Annotated in this window: 12 protein-coding genes and 1 pseudogene; 11 read left to right on the top strand and 2 right to left on the bottom strand. The window is 34.7% G+C overall.

Features of this window, described 5'->3' with window-relative positions:
* Positions 1-49 precede the first annotated feature (49 nt).
* Both OOL05_RS05675 and OOL05_RS05670 read left to right on the top strand, forming a co-directional pair.
* Positions 50-628, top strand: a complete 579-nt coding sequence (locus OOL05_RS05675) for an RlmE family RNA methyltransferase (RefSeq protein ID WP_064085440.1) — start codon at positions 50-52, stop codon at positions 626-628.
* 169 nt (positions 629-797) lie between these two features.
* Positions 798-2072 carry an ankyrin repeat domain-containing protein gene (locus OOL05_RS05670; protein WP_264375812.1) on the top strand — a complete coding sequence of 425 codons (1275 nt, stop codon included), beginning with the start codon at positions 798-800 and terminating at the stop codon, positions 2070-2072.
* 529 nt (positions 2073-2601) lie between these two features.
* On the opposite strand, the gene OOL05_RS05665 is transcribed toward OOL05_RS05670, so the two are convergent.
* A complete protein-coding gene (locus OOL05_RS05665) occupies positions 2602-4179 on the bottom strand; it encodes a lysine--tRNA ligase (protein ID WP_264730143.1) in 1578 nt (525 codons plus the stop codon).
* Positions 4180-4243: 64 nt separating this feature from the next.
* On the opposite strand from OOL05_RS05665, the gene OOL05_RS05660 reads away from it, so the two are divergent.
* The 9 genes and pseudogenes from OOL05_RS05660 (at position 4244) to ltrA (ending at position 20516) form a co-directional block, all read left to right on the top strand.
* Entirely contained in the window at positions 4244-4540 is a 297-nt protein-coding gene (locus OOL05_RS05660) for a type IV secretion system protein VirB3 (RefSeq protein ID WP_006015054.1), read from the top strand.
* A 9-nt stretch (positions 4541-4549) separates the two neighbouring features.
* Positions 4550-6955, top strand: a complete 2406-nt coding sequence (locus OOL05_RS05655) for a VirB4 family type IV secretion/conjugal transfer ATPase (RefSeq protein WP_010402460.1) — start codon at positions 4550-4552, stop codon at positions 6953-6955.
* On the top strand, positions 6948-9521 hold the full coding sequence (locus OOL05_RS05650) for a TrbL/VirB6 family protein (RefSeq protein ID WP_264730141.1): 2574 nt from the start codon (positions 6948-6950) through the stop codon (positions 9519-9521). Before OOL05_RS05655 ends, OOL05_RS05650 begins: the two co-directional genes overlap by 8 nt.
* Positions 9522-9538: 17 nt before the next feature.
* On the top strand, positions 9539-12070 hold the full coding sequence (locus OOL05_RS05645) for a TrbL/VirB6 family protein (RefSeq protein WP_264730139.1): 2532 nt from the start codon (positions 9539-9541) through the stop codon (positions 12068-12070).
* On the top strand, positions 12067-14973 hold the full coding sequence (locus tag OOL05_RS05640; protein WP_264730137.1) for a TrbL/VirB6 family protein: 2907 nt from the start codon (positions 12067-12069) through the stop codon (positions 14971-14973). The genes OOL05_RS05645 and OOL05_RS05640 overlap by 4 nt, the downstream gene beginning before the upstream one ends.
* A gap of 81 nt (positions 14974-15054) precedes the next feature.
* Entirely contained in the window at positions 15055-18300 is a 3246-nt protein-coding gene (locus OOL05_RS05635) for a TrbL/VirB6 family protein (RefSeq protein ID WP_264730135.1), read from the top strand.
* Positions 18284-18700, top strand: a pseudogene (locus tag OOL05_RS05630) (WD_0853 family protein); the annotation flags it as partial. The gene OOL05_RS05635 and the pseudogene OOL05_RS05630, both read left to right, overlap by 17 nt.
* Positions 18701-19078: 378 nt before the next feature.
* Entirely contained in the window at positions 19079-19201 is a 123-nt protein-coding gene (locus tag OOL05_RS05625) for a hypothetical protein (RefSeq protein WP_255446080.1), read from the top strand.
* Positions 19202-19244: 43 nt separating this feature from the next.
* Positions 19245-20516 (top strand): group II intron reverse transcriptase/maturase, encoded by a 1272-nt coding sequence (gene ltrA, locus OOL05_RS05620; protein WP_264377358.1) that lies wholly within the window; start codon positions 19245-19247, stop codon positions 20514-20516.
* On the opposite strand, the gene OOL05_RS05615 is transcribed toward ltrA, so the two are convergent.
* Positions 20490-21320, bottom strand: coding sequence for an ankyrin repeat domain-containing protein (locus OOL05_RS05615; RefSeq protein ID WP_264730131.1), 831 nt, complete (start codon positions 21318-21320; stop codon positions 20490-20492). The two genes, ltrA and OOL05_RS05615, sit on opposite strands and share 27 nt — an antisense overlap.
* Positions 21321-21551 lie beyond the last annotated feature (231 nt).

The raw sequence follows: 21551 nt of genomic DNA, 5'->3' as shown, positions 1-21551 counted from the left end.
AACAGCTAGAGGTAGAAAGTTATCTTCAACAAGATGGCTACATCGCCATTTGAATGATCAGTATGTGCAAAAAACCAATAAGGACGGTTATAGATCGCGCTCGGCATATAAGTTAATAGAAATAGACGATAAATTTAAACTACTCCAACAAGGGCAAAAAATTATTGATCTTGGCGCTTTTCCTGGTGGATGGTCACAAGTTGCATCTAAGAAAGGAGCGAGTGTGATTGCTGTTGACATAAAACCAATAAACGCAATTAGTGGAGTAGAGTGTATACAGTGTGATATTATCAGCGAACTTGAAATTTTAAGAGAAAAATTCAAGGATCACAAATTTGATGTAATTTTATCTGATATGGCACCAGAATCTTGCGGTTTAAAATCGTTAGATCATATCAGAATTATGCTTTTATGCGAAGCAGCGCTCAATTTTGCAAAGCATTTTTTGAATCATGATGGCAAGTTCGTAGTAAAAATTTTTCAAGGAGAGTCTGATAAAGATTTCTGCAATGAGCTAAAAAAAATGTTTAAAACAGTAAGATACTTCAAACCAAAATCAAGTAGATCTGAATCTACAGAAATGTATTTGGTCAGCTTAGGCTTTATTGGTAGCAACTCTTCTATATAGAAGAGACTTACAGAAAAGTTGACGAATCTTATCCTATTAAACTGAAGATTAATAACGCTCGCACAAAAGCCCCTTTTTCTTGCTTGAGTGTTTATGATAGTTAATAAAATTCTTGACTTTATTACTTAAGTATATAATAATTAAAGTATATTATATAGGAGAGTTTGATATGTATTTAGAATTGTTGAAACAGATATTAAGTATAGTAAATCGTGCAAATGATTTGAATGGTAATAACATAGTTGAAAAAATAAAAGAGGAACTAAAAAAAAGAGACCTCCCTGCTTATCAAGATTGGGAGAAGAGAGATTTTAATATAAATTATGAATTTAGTAATAATGATTATTATAACAAAAAAGAATTAACATTATTACATGCAGCATTTATAGATAATCAAGAAAATGTAGTAAAAGTTCTATTAGCAGTAGACGGAATAAATGTTAATTTCCAATATCAATCTGACAAAACCCTTTTACATTTGGCTATTGAAAAAGGTGACGAAAATATAGTAAAAGCTCTATTAGCAGTAGACAGAATAAGTATTAATTTGAAAGATGTAGATGAAAAAGCTCCTTTACATTTGGCTATTGAAAAAGGTAATGAAAAAATAGTAGAAGCTCTATTAAATAAGGGGGCTCGTGTTGATTTGCAAGGTGAATATGAAAAAGCTCCTTTACATTTGGCTATTGAAAAAGGTAATGAAAATATAGTAAAAGCTCTATTAAATAAGGGGGCTGATGTTAATTTGCGAGATAAAAGTGAAAGCACTCCTTTACATTTGGCTATTAGAAAAGGTAATGAAAATATAGTAAACGCTCTATTAGCAGTAGAAGGTATAGATGTTAATTTGCGAGATAAAAGTGAAAGAACTCCTTTACATCTTGCTGCTGAGAAAGGCAAAATGGAGATAGTAGAGGCTATATTAGCTAAGGGGCCTAAAAATATTGATTTGCCAGATACATGTGGACGCACTCCTTTGTACGTTGCTGCTCGGGGACATCATAAAAAGATAGTAAGAGCTCTATTAAAAGCAGGTGCTGATCCTTTATTAGGTAATCGTGATAACAAAACTCTAGATAAAGAACTTACTGAAAAAGCAATTATGCTAGCAATAATCTCGGGTGTTGGTATATTTGTTATTGCATCTGTTGTAGCTGCGATAATAGTTACTTCTGCATATTTTATTGGTGTGTCATTATCAGTAGGTGCTATGGCTGGGATAGCTGTGGCTGCTGCTGTACTCACAGGACTTGTTGCTGGTGGTATTATATATGAAGTGTTGAAGCCTTGTGATGAGTTAAAGGAGGCTATTGCAAAAGAAATATCAAAGCTTAGTCAGAATAGTGCAGTGGACGATAGTAAGCCTGATTGTAGTCTAGAAAATCCTGGAACAAGCTTACTGGCACCATTAAAATGTTTTATAAATAATGTAAAAAGTTTTTGAGTTATTTAAGGAAGAAGTCTCTTCTTCCTTTTTTTTCCAATTTTTTATTTAGCAAGGTATCTAGATACCTTGCTTAACACCAAAACAGAATTAAGGTTTAAACATCCTAGGTGTATTAACATTCATTTTGAAGACAGCAAATGGTGTCATCCCAGCGCCCTCTTTCTTGTTATTCCAGTACTGGTATTCAGAAAACTGACCAGGTTGGTCACGCGCTGGCTCTCTAAAATTACTTTAGCTACAAATATTAAGAAATTTACTAAATAAAAAAAGACAAAAGAATCCCCGTATAGCTAGTTTTAATAATGTAAATTGATAATGTGCTAACAAGCGCGATTTGGCTGAATGTAGAAAAAATAAAAAAAGCCGCTATAATTTTATGTAATTTGCCAATAAATATCTGAGTTTTTTACTGAATTTTGTCGTTGAGCCCAAAAACAAGGATAAATACCTTTATCAGTATAATAAGGAAAGTGGGAAGGTTTGTCAAGTAATAAAACTAGAGGGCTCAAATGAAAGAAGGTAAACTCTAAAGTGTACGTTCAGTAGCACTTTCTATAAGAGAGATTGTATTATCTATTCCATAAAGCTTGATAAAAGATCCCATTCTAGGACCGGTTTTTTGGCCAAGCAGCGTTTCATATAGCAACTGAAACCAATCGCGTAAGTTATTGTAATTATGTTTTTTTCCGATGGAGAAAACCTGAGATTGAATCTCTTCAGCAGTGGCTGTAATAGGCAGGGAATGTAGGTTGCTCTTTAAATCTAGTAACGCTTCTTTCTCTTTTTCGTTTGAAGCTTTATACGCTTTTGTTGGCTTGATAAAGTCGTGATAATACCTCACTGCAAAATCCGAAAGCCTATCTAGCATTTTGTTGCTTTCTGGTGTAACGTTTGGTGCATAAGTTGATATAAAACCCCAAAGAATCTCTTTATTTTCAGCATTACAAGCTGCTGCCAGGTTTAAAAGTAACGAAAAATTTATGCCTGAAGTTTCTACGTTTGGAACTTTACCCTGGTGGATGTGCCATACAGGACTGTTTACATCCTTTTCTTTACTTTCATTATAACGCTTAACAAATTCCAAATATTCATCAGTTGATTTTGGTATCACATCAAAATATAAACGTTTAGCTTTTTTAGGACTCTGAAAGATGTATAACGCTAAACTCTCTGTGGGTGCATAAGTTAGCCACTCCTCAATTGAAATACCATTTCCTTTTGATTTTGATATCTTCTTTCCTTCTTTATCAAGAAATAACTCATAGCAAAACAAAAGCGGTGGCTTTTCTCCAAGTATTTTACATATTTGACTTGAAAGCACAGCAGATGGAGTCAAATCCTTTCCATGAGCTTCGTAATTAACTCCGAATGCAGCCCACCTCATCCCCCAATCAGGTTTCCATTGCAGTTTACATTTTCCTTTTGTCACTGGAACTTCTATTTTTTCCCCGTTTGGGTCTTCATACGTGATTGTTCCTTTATCTGTATTTGTTTCAATTACTGGAACTTGTAAAACTTGGGAAGTTTTTGGGCATATCGGCAAGAATGGACTGTAAGTCTGCTGCCTTTCTTCCCGAAATGATGGAAGCATTACTTCCATCACTTTATCATAATTTTTCAGCAGGAGTAAAAGTTTTTCATCGTAAACGCCAGATTTATAACACTCTGTTGCACTCCTAAATTCGTATTCAAATCCAAACAAATCAAGAAATTTACACAACAACGAATTCATGTGATGACCATAACTCTCATGAGTGCCAAATGGGTCAGGTATCATGGTTAATGGCTTGTTCAGATTCTCTCTTAGCATTTCCTGATTTGGTACATTATCTGGTATTTTTCGCAAACCATCCATATCGTCGGAAACTGCAATGATTTTGGTTTTTATACTAGGAGCTATTTTTTTTAGAGCGCTTGCAATAACTGTGGTACGAAAAACTTCCCCAAAAGTACCAATATGTGGTAAACCCGAGGGACCATAACCAGTCTCAAATATTATCTCTTTTTTATTAGGGAATTCTTGTAGTATTTTTTCTGCTTCTTGAAATGGCCAGCTTATAATCATTGAATTTAAATTAATTATCTTACCTAAAGTGCTATTCATTTCAATAGATTTTTAATTAATGATGTAGTATTAGTGTTAGAGCTCTTATTAGAAGGTTAAAGATATGTCTACTGGCAGCATACAAACGAATCAATTATTTAAAGGTCTTACAAGACCTGCAATGCTCTTTGGTGTGAGTTATATGTTTGCAATATTAAACGTTCTAATTTGCATGCTAATTTTCATTAATACAAATGATCTTAGAGTAATTCTCCTGATGTTACCAGGTATACATGGACTTGGCTATATAGCTTCTGCAAAGGAACCGTTGTTTATTGAGTTATTTATGGTAAAGTTGGGAAAATGTTCCAAATGTTTAAATCGGTTTTATCATGGAGCCAATTCTTATGACATTACTTGATGTTATGCAATGTTGAGATTTAGAGCTATTCAATCAAAGAATAAATCTATTCTAAGTAGAGAGGTTCACGCTGCCGAATTTATACCTTATTCTTGCTATTGGAATAGTACAACCTTGATAACAAAGCAGAATTGGTTAGTTAAATTTATAAAATTAAATGGCTTTGCGTTTGAAACGGCCGATGATGAAGACTTGGTGATACAAAATAATATCAGAAATCAGATGCTAAGAAGCATTTCATCTCCAGCATTTAGTTTGTACTTTCATACCATCAGGCGTAAGAAGAATATCTTTTCTGATGAATTTGCAAACCAGAGTTTACCAAATTTTTTTGCTAACCATGTAAATCTAAAATGGAGAGAAAAACACGCAACTAGGCAATCTTTTATTAATGATTTATACATTACGATTATTCGTAGGGCAGATACAAAGGGAGTAGAATTTTTATCACATCTACTGAAAAAATTTGGGCATGTAACTTCAAAACATGCTTGGGAAAGTGATATGCGTGATACCTATGAAGATTTAGAGGAAACGACAAATCGTATAGTAACAAGCCTTAGGAATTATTCGCCTAAAGTCCTTGGAGTAAAAGAAACTCCAAACGGGCTGTTTTGTGAAATAATGGAGTTTCTGTCTAGAATTGTAAATTGTGGCTTTGTTACAAATACGCTTTTTCCACTAAAAACTGAAATATCAAGATACTTACCAGTTCATAGGTTATTTTTTGGCCATAAGATGATACAGGTTGTGACTCATAATGAAAGTAAATATGCTGGAATAGTTAGTATCAAAGAATATGGAAATAATACTTCCGCAGGAATGCTTGATTCTTTTTTACAACTTCCTTATGAATTTATTATCACGCAGTCTTTTCAATTTACAAATAGGCAAATGGCAATTGCGAAAATGCAGATACAGCAAAATCGTATGATACAATCTGCAGATAAAGCTATTTCTCAAATAGCAGAAATTTCTCATGCGCTTGATGATGCAATGAGTGGTAAAATTGCGTTTGGTGAACACCATTTAACTATCTTATGTATAGAAAAAAGCCCTAAATCATTGGACAATGCTTTATCATTGGTTGAATCGGAGCTTTCTAATTGTGGTGTTTATCCTGTTCGTGAGAGGGTTAATCTAGAACCAGCATTTTGGGCGCAAATTCCTGGTAATTTTGATTATATAGTAAGAAAAGGTACAATAAGTAGTCTTAATTTGGCCGGTTTTGCATCTCAACATAATTATCCTACTGGTAAAAAATTCAATAACCACTGGGGAGATGCTGTTACAGTTTTTGATACAACATCTGGCACTCCATTTTTCTTCAACTTTCATATAAGGGATGTTGGACATACTATGATAATTGGGCCAACAGGTGCTGGCAAAACTGTTTTAATGAATTTTTTATGTGCTCAAGCAATGAAATTTTCTCCAAGAATATTCTTTTTTGATAAAGATCGCGGTGCAGAAATTTTTTTAAGAGCACTTGGTGGTATCTATACTATAATAGAACCAAGAACTAAGACAAATTTTAATCCTCTGCAACTTGACGATACTCCTGATAATAAAACATTTTTGATGGAATGGATAAAATCTTTAATTTTAGTGTACAACGATAAATTCACTTCAGAAGATATTGCTAGAATTAATGATGCAATTGAGGGAAATTTTAAATTAAAAAAAGAAGACAGATTTTTGAGAAATCTTGTACCATTTTTAGGACTTGCGGGCCCTGATACTCTAGCTGGAGCAATATCTATGTGGCATGATGATGGCTCTCATGCTGCAATATTTGACAATAAAGAAGATTTGCTAGATTTTTCAAAAGCAAGAGTGTTTGGCTTTGAAATGGCTAGCTTGCTAAAAGATCCTGTTGCTCTTGGGCCGGTCTTGATTTATTTGTTTCATAGGATTAGTATATCGCTTGATGGCACTCCATCTATTATTGTTCTTGATGAAGCATGGGCGTTAATAGATAATCCAGTTTTTGCACCTAAGATAAAAGACTGGTTGAAAGTGCTGAGAAAGTTAAATGCTTTTGTAGTTTTTGCTACTCAGAGTGTTGAAGATGCAAGTAAAAGTGCTATTAGTGATACGCTTGTACAGCAGACAGCAACACAAATTTTTTTGCCAAATCTGAAAGCTACTAGTGTCTATCGAGATGTTTTTATGTTAACTGAACGTGAGTACATACTGATCAAACACACAGATCCAAGTACTAGATTCTTTTTAGTAAAGCAGGGAGTTAATGCTGTAGTAGCTAGAATAGATCTGAAAGATTTGGATGATGTGGTCAACGTGTTATCTGGACGTGCGGAAAGTGTTCTATTGTTATATGATATACTGAAAGAAGTCGGAGATGATCCAAAGATGTGGTTGCCTGTGTTTTATCAAAAGGTGAAAAATGTTTAAAACTAAACTGTCATTACTTTTAGTTGCGATATTTTTGTTAAATATAGATTTTTTGCTCTCGTATCCAGTGTTTGCAGATACAGTAAGTGGTACTGACAAAACGGAATTTGTTAGCAGATTTAATTCTACTGGTAGCTTTAGCCGTGCCTCTAATCCTGACTGTAAGGCGTTTGAAACATCTGCAGCAGTTGCTGGGATAGCAATTGCTATTGGTGCAATATTTACTGGTATTGTTTTGATTGTCTCTTCTGCTGGTTTATTTACTGCTCTTGTTATCGTTGGAATGATAGCTGCAATTGTTGGAGTCTGGAAGGCAGTTGGGGGACTTATTGTTTGTCAGCATAGTTTTGTTAGGCATCCAGTTGCATACGATAATGATGGGAGATATAAAAATTTTAAACTAAAAGATACAGGTTATAGTGGTGATACAGATAAAAATTATCGAACAGAAGATGAATATTTTTCTGCATTACAGAAAAGATCAGGAAAAGATGGAAAACAAACAGAGAAAGATATTTTAAACTTTACTGATTGGGATGTTGTGAATGTTGATAGGGAACACTACTACTGGCCAAAAAACGGTGTGCAATACAGTGAATATATAGAAATATGTCATCGAAATCCTTTAACTTTTGGTAATCTTTTTAACAAGAAAGACTTTGATTCCAGAGAAAAACCTGGATACATAGACTTTGATGTAAGGGAAAAAGATACTGGATATGTAGATGGGTCATGGTCCCCGACGGTCGATGGTGAGCTGAAATGTAAAGTTCTCAAAGCAGGACAGAGCGAAGACATATATGGATCAACGTTCAGGGCAGTGAGAAAAATGGGTAGGTTATGTGTGGAATTGGCTGAAGTTAGGGCAGCTGGAACTGCTTGGCCGCAAGGAATTGATATAGGATGCACGGAATTACCACCTGATCCGATTGCTCCTATGTGTGAACAATCTGTGATATTATTCAAAAATAAAGATGGTACAGGTGGTGAAGAAAGGAGTTTTATCAACAGGGATGACGATTATAAAACTCTTATCAGGAAAAAAGAAAAAGAAGGAAAAATTTTTGTAGGTTATGACAATAAAAGCTGTTTTAGCTCGTATGTCTCTGAAGCTTGCTACAATCAAGCGGGAAGTAAGTCATTATCTCCTATTCCTATAACTTCTATGATAGTGCAATGCATTAAGGAATCGTTAGATAATTTAGTGGCAGGTATTGATTCAAGTGGTAACTTACTTACAGACAAAAATGGACATGCTAAGGGTAGTTTTTTGTCTGTAGCACAAAAAAGACTGAAGAACACTGTTACTGCTATCTTAATTTTAGCTTTGATATTGTTCTCTATAAAAGCCATGTCTGGTGGAATGCGTAGTCCACAAGAAATGTACATGTTGATCATTAAATTCGCTTTAGTGATTTACTTTACGACAGGTAGCACTATGTCTCATTATTACGGGGAATTAACAAAACTTTCGAACGGCTTATCAGAAATAGTGCTTAAAGCTTCATCTGAGAGTAAAAATATATGTAATTATGAGGCAGGTAAAGATTATGAATACGATCGTGCAGGGCAGAAGGTATCCTACAGTTATCTTGCACCTTGGGATAGGCTTGATTGCAGAATTTTATTTTATTTAGGTGCCCCTTTAGATGGAATTGGTGGCAAAATTGGTACTGGAGGTGTTGCAACGTTAGCGGTTTTGCTTGGCGCTGCTCCTGTCTTGTTAGTTGCAGGTTCGGTGATTGGTATTATTTTCGCTGGTGGACAAATTTTAGTAGCTCTTGTCTGTATATTTATGGCCATTTTGCTGATGATGGTTATTTTGTGGATGTGCTATGTATTTATTTTATCTCTAGTTGCTTTAAGTGTAATTGTTATTCTATCACCTTTGTTTATTCCTATGGTTTTATTCCAACACACCAAAGGATATTTTGACGGCTGGGTGAAAGAGTTGATTACCTATAGCTTATACCCGGTTATCCTTTTTGCGTTTTTATCCTTTATGTTCATAGCATGTGATAAAATCTATTTTAAAAATTTAAATTTTAAACTGGACGAGTCATATAAAAATGAACAACCAGACAAGTCATATGAAAGGAAACAAGCAGAAATCTCATATAGTAAGAAAAAACAGTGGTTTAAATTGAAAGATGGGGAATGTGATAAAAATGAAACTACTCTCGCATGTATGATGCAAAATTATAGCTTTAAAAAGAGCAGCATACTTGGTCTATTCGACTTTACATATATGGAGTTTGGCAGCTCTCTAATCGGAGAATTATTAAAATTGTGTTTAGTATTATTCCTCTTTTACCACTTTTTAAACGTTCTTCCCGGCATGGCTGCTGAGCTTGCTGGTAATCACAGGGCAGCACTTGGTTCAGGTAGCACTCCTGCACAAATGGTGAATAAAGCTTTATCTGCTGCCAAAGCTGCTGCTGGAGGTGCTGGTCAAGTTGCTGCTGCGGCTGTAAATAAGGCAAGAGGGGCTATTGGAGGAGGTGGAGATGATAATAAGGGATCGGGATCTTCCTCTAGTGAATCTATAAAACCAGGTGGAGAGTGAGCGCAGGTGAGTAACAGATGTTTGAACATTTGAGCAACCAAAACTTGGTTAAGCTATGCATAAGTTTTGTGATACTCTTTTTATTATCTGGGTGCGGGTGTATTAAGCCAGAAGATTCATCAGGCTTGCGTGAGAAATTGGATATAGTGTCAACAGAGCAGAAATGGGTTGATTCTGGAGTTTATATTTCGGATAAAATAAAAGTAACAGAGATTAATATAGTACCTAATAAGGTTAATTTTTGTTCGCAATATAAAGATTTTGCAATTGAACCTGGAGTAGGAAACGTTACATTACCGTTTGCGCTTAAAGATGGCGATGCGATAAGCTTTAGTGTTGTTGGAAGTAAAATGTGTAAAAACGATAATGGCACGGTCACCTATAAAAAAATTGACGAGAGTTGCGGTGAAGGAGAGACGGAGTATTTTGCACATGTTTTAAATCAAGAGAATTGTCAAGGTGAAATATGCCCTAATAAATATATCATAGGTAACGCAAAATGGTTGAATGGAAAAGAATACTGGAATCCAAGTTTTGTAAAATCTGATCAAGATGAAAAGGAGATTGAAAATATCATTAATTCTATAAAACAAGGAGAAAATATAGACTGCAGGAGGCTTTCAAGCAGTCAGAAAGTTGAGATAGATACGTACCTTTTAAATCTTGCGTGTGAGAATACATGTTATTATGCCAGTCAAGATTGTGTGCAAATTGAATCTAATACTATAGATGGCAATAAACGTAATGTAGCTAAAAATCTTGCCAACGAACTAGCTGTTGGAAAAGTAAGTAAGGAAGAAGCTATCAAGAAGGCTGTAGATGGTATAATGGGAGTGTTAGATGATAGCAACATAGCTAAAGGACACAGCGATAGTTCAGATGGTGAAAAGGATAAAGTAAATACAGAAAAAAATACCAAGGGAGCTGTGGATGATATAAGAAAAAAGAAAATGAAGAGGATAAAGACTTACATTCCATCATTAAAGGTGTCGATAGGAGGAAAGGAAAGTTTTAAATATGTAAGGAGTGATGGTATACGAACTAACTTTGATTATAAGATCAAAAAAGAAAACTATGATAAGGGTACAGAGTTAGTATTTACACTTAAAAATGCTAAAGAAAAGAATGCTGGTAAAGGGGGATATAATATAAGGGTCACAAAGAGCCATAGTCTAGCAAAAAACTTATATATACATGTTTCTGATAAGTTTCCTGAGCACAATCCTGGTGAAATTCTGGGGGATATACCTGTGAATATCAGTGAAGTTCATAATACTGAGTATATGGAAAGATTAAAAGAAAAGCTAAAAGACAAGAGTGGCACTATATATTACGGAATAAGAGATCATGGCTGTGATTATAAGAAAAATGAAGGTCAGTTTAGCATTAACCTTACAACTAAAGAGCCACCTGTAAGAACTTTTAGTGCGATATATAATTTTTTTGATGAAAAAGTAAAAATTGCATTTTTTGGTTCCAGTTATAAAAATTCAGAATGGAATCACTCTGAATCTAGTCCCGTGAAGTCTCTTTATCAAAGTTTTTTAGCGTCAAATAGAACAAAGACTATCAGATCCACAATAGTGTCGTTATTAGTGTTATATATAACTTTATATACCCTTTATTACTTTTTTGGATTGTCTCATGCTTCTACATATGAATTTTTAATTATATGTGTAAAGATAGGAGTTATTACCCAATTGCTGAACGATAACAGTTGGAGTTTTTTTTATAACAATGCATTTTCTATTTTTGTTAATGCTCCAAAACAGTTAATAGAAATAGCAAATTTCAGAGGTACAACATCAAATGTTTTTGAATTTCTTGATTTACCGCTCAATAGGTTTTTATCAGCACACTCAGTGTTACTAATAGTATCTCTTATATTCTCTGGTCCTTTGGGTATTGTATCGTTTTGCTTGGTGATTTGGGGTTTGATAACAGTGAGCTTATCGATGTTTAACGCCTTATTTTCTTTTATCACATCTATAGCAATAGTTGCATTATTGCTTTCCTTGGCGCCTCTTTTTATTATTTGCCTTCTATTTGGATATACTAGACAGATGTTTCACAATTGGGTCAAAAATTTAGCAAGATTTGCAATTCATCCGGTAGTGCTTTTAATTTTTATATCATTAATAAGCCAGGTTATGGATTATATTGTGTATTCGGTCTTTAATTTTGAGGTCTGCCCTACATGTATACTTAATCTTAACTTAAAGATTTTTAATCCTTGTATTATTTATGGTTATGCTTCCAAACATGCACCTAATATCACCGCTATGATGGCTTTTGTGATTTTGGGACATGCTATGAAAGCTTTAGTTGAGGCATCTTCAACAATATCTGATTCGTTGTTTGGTGTTTATGTGGCAAGCGAACCAGGAAGGCAATATCAGCAAAGCTTAATGGGAACAGTAGGTTTAGATGAACAAAGTATCCAAAGAAGAGCAGGTCAGCAATCTGGTACACCAAGTCGAAGACCTCAAATACCACAATCAGCTCAAAGATCAGCACCTAAAATACCGACAAACACAGGAAATCAATGATGAGCAGAAAATCATTATTATTGATACTATGTCTTGTAATTACTGGCTGCACAATGGATTGTGTTGAACCTGGGCTGCAGAGCAGAAATACTAGTGTCAGTATAGATGTTCCAGTTCGTGAAGCTGGCGAAGGAGTTAAAATTCATTGGGTTGATTCTGGTCAAGTAATTAGCAAGGATGAGAAAATCAAATTTACTCTTGGTGGGTCAGTAAATTTTTGTCCTCTTAAAGAAGGGAAAAATCCAAAGAGAGTACTTGTGCCCGCTGTATTTTGTGCTAATGATTTAATACCAAATTACAGTAATAAGTTAATTGATAATGCTAGTCTTGATGAACGAGAAATATGTGGGGATATAGGCTTTGGAAATAATGAATTCTATAGCAATAGACGTTATGTAGATACTGGAATTAAAGCAAATCTTGGTGATAAGTTAAGCTTTAGCTTAGTTCCCAGAGAGATAACGATTAATTATGACAATCCGGAAGGGAAAGGTATCAGCTTTGATGACAATTGCTATAGAGCTGAAGAAAATGATAAAAAAGACAAAGCTACAATAAAAGACATGCTCAATGGAGGAACGTTCTTTTGTGGAGAAAGTGGTAAGAGGACTAAAGTAGAATTTCCTAAGATTAATAAAGAGAACATAGAAGAAAGAAGAGTGCTAGTTGGTAATGGCTACACTCCATATGATAATAAGGTACATTTTAATAAGGATTATATTCAAAATTCATGGATAAATGGTGCATTGTTAGATTTACGACGAACTAAAATAGGACTGGATAAATTATGTAATGGGAAAAAATGTGATTTTAATGAGATAAGCAAGTACAGCTCTTATGAGCTTAATTGTTACTATCAAAATATATGTTACAACGCAAAAGGTATAGGGGAGAATTGCGTCTCTTCTATAAGGTATGAGAAGTATGATAAAAGAAATACATGTGACATGTATTCTCACCTTAAACGTATTGAGGATGAACTAAAAGAGATTGAAGAAAATAAGAGGGATTCTAAGCAGATTGACATTAATTTAATATCAAATTCTAAATTAAACTTCAAAGAGGACAGAGAAGATATTTCTTGGGCTGAGGCTCTTGTTGCAAAAGTTGGCGATCTTAATAATCAGAATACTGCTAAAGGTATTCAATGTTTTCCAGAGAACAAGGGTGCAAAAGGGGATAATGTGTGTTCGCAAATTGGTGATAATTTTGAACATTTTTCTTTGAAATTAAATCATGATTATAAAATAGATGAAAAAGATATAATACCTGGTAGTAGTGTGATGCTTGCTATAGCAAGCAATGGCAATTACTTTCTTCATAGAGGTGGATATCATGTTGCAGTGACTAGATCATGTAACTTCGATAGTGGTGAAAAACTGTATATGTACTTGGGTGATAGCCCGCCAGAAGATCCATCTGCTCGAAAGACTAATAATTTCAAAAAAGTAAAGAAATTAGATAAAATAACAGAGGATAATGTAGACTATTACATAATAGATGGAAGTCATTTAAAGGATAAAGAGTCTAAAAAGATATACTTTGGTATTAATGTAGAAAACGTAAAGAAAGATGATATTACGGACAAAGAAGGCAAATATTATGAAGATAACAAATACACAGTAAATTTATTTTTAAAAAGAAAAATAAACGATTTTATTTCATCAACTGTAAACAAGATTTTTGATTTCATAACAGACGGGGGTGAAGACGGAATTAAAATTCCATATGAAGGATATAGAAAGGGGCTTCTACAAGGAATAAGAGCTTTGCTTATTCTATACGTTATATTTACTGTTGTTGGCTATATGCTTGGAACAATACAATTAAGTAAATTCGATTTTATTATAAGAATATTCAAAATAGCATTTATAGCTTTTGCTTTTAGTGATAGAAGTTGGGAATTCTTTGGTACAACTTTGTCTGGGCTTTTTGTTGAGGGTAGCATTTATTTAGTTGATAGTTTTTCTGGCTATATAGGAGAAGGAGGTAAAAAATTTGCATTCTTAGATTTAACAGCGGGAGTATTATTTACAGGAGAAACATGGCTGAAATTTTTGTCTTTAATGCTATCAGGACCTTTTGGCTTTATTGCATTTTTGGCAATACTTTATGCCACTTTTGTGTTTTTAAGATGCATTATTAGTGCTACGTTTAAGTATGTAATATCTACTGTTTTAGTAGCATTTTTATTGTCGTTGGCACCTTTATTTATCGTATTTATTCTATTTCAACAAACTAAAACATTATTTGATAATTGGATAAAAACGCTGGCTCATGTTTCATTGCAACCAGTCATTTTATTTTCATCCTTGTCTCTTTTAAACCAGTTAATGTATTCAGTTCTATACAACCTCACAAATTTTTCTGCATGCTATCAATGCTTAATTAGTGTAAATTTTTTATCGTATGATCTGTGTCTTATGAAATCAATATTACCTCTTGGGTATAGTCCTGGTACTAGTGTTGATGTTGCGTTCAGTACTGGAGAAAGGGCTGGTGGGCACTTTGCAGCATTACCTATAGATCTAATCCAGGCATTTATATATCTCATCATTGCTAGTGCAATGGAAGCTTTTGTTTCTATATCAGAAACTATGGCGCAGGCGTTGTTCAGCTCTGGTTATGGAGTTGCTCAAAGTGTTAGTCATATTTCTAGGAGCGCATCACAAGCTATGCTGTCAACTGTTGGCCTTGATGATAGAACCCAAAATATGATACATAACATCAAGCAGGGAATGAGTAAAGATCGTAGCAAAATTGAAGCTAAATTGCCTGATACACCAAAGCAAGCAGATGGGAAAGGGAGTGCTGGCAGAGAAATGAGCAAATCTGAAACACTAAGCCAGCCAGATAAGCAAAAGGATTCTGATAAAACAAAAGGACAAGTCAAGGAAGATTGATGAGATATATGGAGTAACTAATTAAAAAGATATTTGAAGTAAGGTTTTAGAAATTTATTCTGTATTGGAAAAAGTTTAGGTATGCAATCACGCTTAGGCAAATGTTGGTTTAGGTTATTAATTTTGGTAATCTGTGTTCTGGTTACAGGTTGTAGTAAGAATGATATGCCTTTTCCAAGATGTATATCTGCTGATTATTTTGGTCCTGAACCCATTGCAATTGGTGCTCATTTTTCAAGAGATCATGATGCTTTTGTTCCAGAAGATAGAGAAATTATTGATCCTAATACTGGAGAAATTAATTATGGTTTTCACTCTAATCAAGTGGTGAAGTGGAAAGATACTGGATTTGAAACCAATGGAGATAGTTTAGTAGTACGAGTAAATGGTGCATGGACATCTTGGAGCAATAGTAATAAGAAGAAATCTCAAAGTAGTTATAGTTTGGAAAGTTTGGAGCAGTTAAAATATGCAACCAAATTTGAAAGAGGGGAAGGTGACAACAGTCTGCCTGACTTTCACTTAGTTTGTAATGATTATAAATCTAGCATACAAAAATTTTCAAGTAAGCCTAAAGCAAGTTGCACTGTAAAGTGCAAGTGCATTAATGAAGATGATAGCGCAAATACAGTATCACGTGGTGCTCCATGTTGGTTTACCAACGGTCATGGTGCTTATCTTTTGTTTAAAACGGGGAAAGGTGATCCTAACGAAAATCTAAAGTTAATGCGCGATCCTCAATATCCTACTGTACATCTAGGTTACAACTCCATGGCAGAAAATGGGAGCGGTCTTTTTACTTTAGACAGAGATAACACCATATTACAGGACAGGAATTGTAATACGGTGAGGTTAGAAAAAGGATGGAAAATATATGTAAAGATATTAGATAGATATTATCTAGATAATGCAGGTGGCTACTCTTTTGAATTTTTGAGCGGAGTGCAGAAACCAAGTAACTTTGGATTTTTTGATTACGTTTATAACTATCTAAAATGTGTATTATTGATTAACGAAAATTGTAAAAAGCATTTTGATAGCAATGATCCTGCAGCTGCACAAGCGATGTTTCAAAATATAGCTGAAAAAAGTACGAGCTTTCACAATTTTGTTCTTTCCTTGCTTGTTCTATTTATAGTGATTTCATCGCTTCTTTATCTTTTTGGAATGATAAGAGAAACTAAGCATGATATGCTCATCAGAATGATGAAAATCACTCTAGTAATAGTGCTTATATCTCCTGGAAGTTTTAGATTTTTCTATGATCATTTTCTTGTTTTATTTGTTAAAGGTCTTGAACAATTGATAAGCATAATTACTAATTTTGCTTCCAACATGAACACCGGAGGTAATTCAAACGTTGCTCAAGGAAATGAAGCTAAATTGTTTAGCTTCATGGAGGATATGTTTAATAAGTTTTTTGCTTACTCTGTTTGGAAAAAGTTTGCAGCATTTTTACATTATCAAATGTGGGCAAGTCTCCTTATGATACCGGCAATTTTTATAGGGATTGTCTTATATTTCCTGCTGTGTATGTATGCTTACATAATATTCCTTTCTGGTTTTATGGGTATAGCTTTTCTTGTAGCTATAATGCCGCTATTCCTAATCTCTATTTTATTTTCACCACTGAAAAGTCTATTTGAGGGTTGGATAAAATTCTGTATTAGTTTCTGTTTGCAATCAATTATGATATTTACCCTGCTGTCATTACTTGCTGCGATGATAATGAATACCTTTTATAAACAGTTAGGCTTTACTGTGTGCTATAATAAATGGCTTGAAATAAAGTTATGTGCTCCAAAATGGGTATTTGGTGGTTTTTGTATAATTGATAAAGAATACTTTAGCTGGACTCCAGGGCAAATTTTTGTACCTTATGCTATTGGAGAGGCTTCTCCATTGAACGTAGATAAGAATATAGAAGGTATAGAAAAACTAAGTAGAATAGGTGGTACAGTAAAGTTTACTGGTGGCGCTGGATATATCCCTCTTCCACCAGATTACATTAATAAAGGTTTTCGTTATATAGATTATCCTTTCTTTAATCCAATTCCTGGAACTAAAGATAATCCAGCAGACCACTATATTGCGGAAAGTGATATGATAGTTAGTAATGGCTGTAGTGCAAAAGATCTAGTACGCTTAACAAATAGTTTATCTCATGCATCAGAGAGGGCTGACATTATATTACTGATCAACAATATAGAGAAAAGGATAGGTGATGTTAGTGAAATAATAAAACGCTACTGTCAAGATATAAATAAATGCAATAGTTATAGGGAAATAATTAATGAAATAAGATCTTTAGTGCGGAGTGCGATAAAAAAACAAGGTTGTAGAATACTGAAACTTCATGATTTATATAAGGATCCCAACAGTGAATACTGTCAGAAATGTAAAGATTGTGAGGATTGCAAAAATTATAAAGAAAATAGTGATTACCAAAGGGTGCAAGACATACAGATAGGTTATTTAATCAACGCAGGAGAGATCTTTGTATTGTTCTTGCTTTCGTTTTTGATGTTTTCTTTGAAGGAGTTTGTACAACAGATGGGCTCAAGCATTGCCGGTGGTGGGTTTGGTGTTTACAATATATCTAGTATGTATCAAGCATCACCTGTGACTGGTTTAATGCAGGGATTAAAACAACAGATGCAAGATAAAATTGGTGGAGGGCTAGAGTCTTTAGGTAATTGGGCTACTCATGTACCGGACAGATTAGCTGGAGGTACAGCTAATTTGCTAGGTAGAATACCAGGAGTTGGGGGTGTGCTGAAATATTCTATTAATGTGCCACGTAAGCTTGTAGGTGCTACTATTGAAGCAACAAAATTTGCAACATTACCTAAAAATGATGTTGATAAGCTTGAGGAAAAAATCTACAGGGCGTTTGGAATTGATAAAGAAGATATTGCACATAGAAGAATTGATAAATATTTAGAATATTATAAAGGATATGTAGGATCACATTTGGGCTATACAATAGAAGATGCTATGAAGTTTACTTGGGAACATGGTCTCGACTCTATAGGAATTAACCCTGCTACAGGAGAAAAGGATGGTTACCAGCATAATCTACTCTATAGAGCAAAAACATATAGACGGGAATTTCTTGAGAAGCTTCATGACTACACTATTGGCCGCAAGAGAGAACCAGAAGAAGATGAATCATCAAAAGAAAATAAGCCTAATCAATCAAATCGAAAATTAGGTACGGAACCAGAAACCCTAAAAAACACTACAGAAGCTATACGTGCCGGAGAAGATAGAGAGCGTCAAGATAATGAAAGGAATGAGAACATAGAGAATGATGAAGAATCGTAATTTCAAAGGGCTAAGTTATTATGGTCTTCAGCAAGACGAAGATGGTAATATCAAGTTAAACGATTACAATGATGTTTTAAATGCGCGCAGAGCGAGGGTAGATTTGTTACTAGATAGCACTAAGCAAGGTGATGTTAGTCTTTCAAAGCTAAATAAAGCTCTGAATGAGAGACTTATAGATGATAAAGGGCTATCGTCAGAATTTGACAAAGAAGACAAAGAAATTGCACAGAAGGAGCTTAAGATGTTCTCTATTTTAGACAATCTTGATAATCTTGCAAACATTGAAAGTGAAGATCTATTAGAGGTTAGTTTGTTACTATCAGATCTTAGTTTTATAGAGAGAAATATTGTGTTGAATGCCGATCAGAGTTCTGATCTAATAGGGTTCAAAAGTCTAGTGTGCCGTAGAGACACAAGGAATGTTCAAGTAAGAGCAAACTAAGTGCAAAAGCTACGCAATAGATGGGGGTGGGCCCCTCGGAGCCGGCTTACAAGAGCAGGCTTCAAACAACCATAAGCTGCTTTGGTAAAAAGCTAAGGTAGTGAGCGTTATGGAAAAGGCGCAAATATGCGTCATGTGTAAAATAGAGAGATGAATGAAAATGAACCACTGATAAAGTGTCGAAAGGAATTGGATGATGTCAAAACCAGGGGTTAGACTTAACCTGGGATAAATCTATCGGGAGCTTGTTTACTGGATAGATGGCGTCCGGCATAGAGGTGGCATGAATCTATTTTGGGCTATTGCGTGGAACTGCGGGAACCTGTCGTTTCGATGATAAGGGAGAAATCCAAGGAGCTGATCTCTGAGGATGAGAGTACCGATGCGGAAAACAGGGGCGGATCAGCTCGTAGTAGTGAAGAAGTTTCTGTAATGGAAATGGAGCGAAGGAGCTGAGTTATTTAGTTTTAGTTATTTATCAACCGAAAGGGAGGAGTTAATGAATAAAACAAAGTCTTTTGATATACCAAAGCAACTTATTTGGAGAGCTTATAAACAAGTATCGAAAAATAGAGGTGCTGCTGGTGTAGATGGGGTTTCGATAACAAAGTTTGAGGAAAATCTAAAAGATAATCTATACAAACTATGGAATCGTATGACATCCGGAAGTTATTTTCCAGAGCCTGTAAAAGCTGTAGCAATACCGAAAGATATGGGAGGAGGACAAAGAATTTTATGTGTTCCTTCAGTATCAGATAGGATAGCGCAAACAGCAGCAACAATGTATCTCGAACCGTTAGTGGAGCCAAAATTCCATGAGGATTCATATGGTTATAGATCGAATAAATCAGCATTGGATGCGGTAGATACAGCGCGTAAGAGATGCTGGAAGTACGATTGGGTGGTAGACCTTGATATATCAGGGTTCTTCGACAATCTGGATCACGACTTAGCACTTCAGGCTATCAAGAAACACACAGACTGCAAATGGGTCATACTATATGTTGAAAGGTGGATGAAATCCCCTATACAACTTGCAGATGGCAGTAAAGTAGTTAGGGATAAAGGAGTTCCGCAAGGAGGTTCAGTTAGCCCAATCATCTCTAATATATTCATGCATCATGTGTTTGATATATGGATGAAAAAGAACTATCCGACGGTACCATTTGAGAGATATGTGGACGATGCGATAGTGCACTGCAGAACAGAGAAACAGACAAGATTTGTGAAAGTAATGATCGAAGAAAGATTGGCTGAGTATAGGTTGAAATTACATCCTAAAAAGACACAGATAGTGTACTGTAAGGATGACAATAGGAGAGATGAATTTCCTAAACAAAGTTTTGATTTTCTGGGTTACACATTCAGACCCAGGTTAGCAAGAAATAAAATAGGGAAGCATTTTGTTTCATTTCTCCCAGCAATTAGCAACAAGGCCAAGAAAAAGATTACTACAACCATAAGATCATGGAAAATGCTACGAAATACGCATATAACATTAGAGGAGATATCAGGAAAAGTAAATCCAATAGTCAGAGGCTGGTATCAGTACTATGGCAAATTTTACAGAACTGAGGTCTACAAATCTCTAAAGAATGTAGAGCGGCATCTAGAAAAGTGGGTCAAAAGGAAATATAAGAGACTCAGGAGTCACGGAAGACTAGCAAGACAATTTCTAGGAAAGGTGAGAGATAGGTCTCCAAATATTTTCTATCATTGGACACTAGGTTTAGGGTCAAAAAGGCTAAATAATGGGAGCTGTATAAGCTGAGAGGTTTATGTACAGTTCTGCGAGAGACTGGTAGGGGAAGTTCCACTGGTCTACTCTCCCATTGGCACTCTCTGCTTCTGCAGCAATTTCTTTTATCGTTTTGCCGGAATAAAATAACTTAACATAATCTGATGGTGTCTCGTTCCTTATATCTTTAACATTATCAATATCAGCACCATTATCGTATAACAATTTTATCATTTCAGGGCGTTTTGATCTAATAGCTAAATATATAGGTGTTTGCCCCTGTTCGTTTTTAACATTGACATCAGCACGATATTCAATAAGAAGCTCAACTATTCTTGAGTAGTTTTTTTCAATAGCAGCATGTAGGCATGAATTTTGTGAATAAGCAAGAAGATCAAATTTGCCATTTGGGCTAGCACCATGTTTAAGTAAGACCTCCACTTTTTCCGGACTATTCTTGTCTATAGCCCAACCTACAAGAGTGCGTTTTTCACCAGCATATGAAAAATAGCCACTAATGCTTGCCTTTTTATTGATTAAAAGCTCTATCATTTCTGTAGTGCCCTTTGTAACAGCATAGTATATAGGTGGCATACGAAAATAATCCTCAATATTAACATCTGCACCATTCTCAATTAAAAAATTCATCATTTCTAAATCTCGGTTACTAACAGCAATCGATAAAGGTGAGTTACCATTTCTATCTTTAGAATTAATAACATTAGTAGTATGTGTCTTTCCTTCTCTAATATACTCCTCAGCTTTTTGAAAATCACGTTCCTTTACTGCAGAACGTAGCCCGTCTCTCCATTTTTCAACTTCTGTTTTTGTAACCATAATCCCTCCTAAAGGATAAAACTTTTGATTGTATATCACATAATTTATGCATATACTAGTAAAATTTATATGTAAAGCTAAAGAAATTCCACAACGCAAGAGATTATTTATTTCATCACGTGCTACATTTAGTTTTCGTACAAAACATCATAAATCTCCTTAATTTCGTAGCAGCTTATTCCTAATATATAAGAGCTTAAACTTAAAGAGGATTATACGAAAATAAGCACT

Source organism: Wolbachia endosymbiont (group B) of Episyrphus balteatus, assembly GCF_947250575.1.
Classification (GTDB): domain Bacteria; phylum Pseudomonadota; class Alphaproteobacteria; order Rickettsiales; family Anaplasmataceae; genus Wolbachia.
Note: the sequence above shows the minus strand (reverse complement) of the source record. Positions and strands in the feature narration are given on the sequence as shown.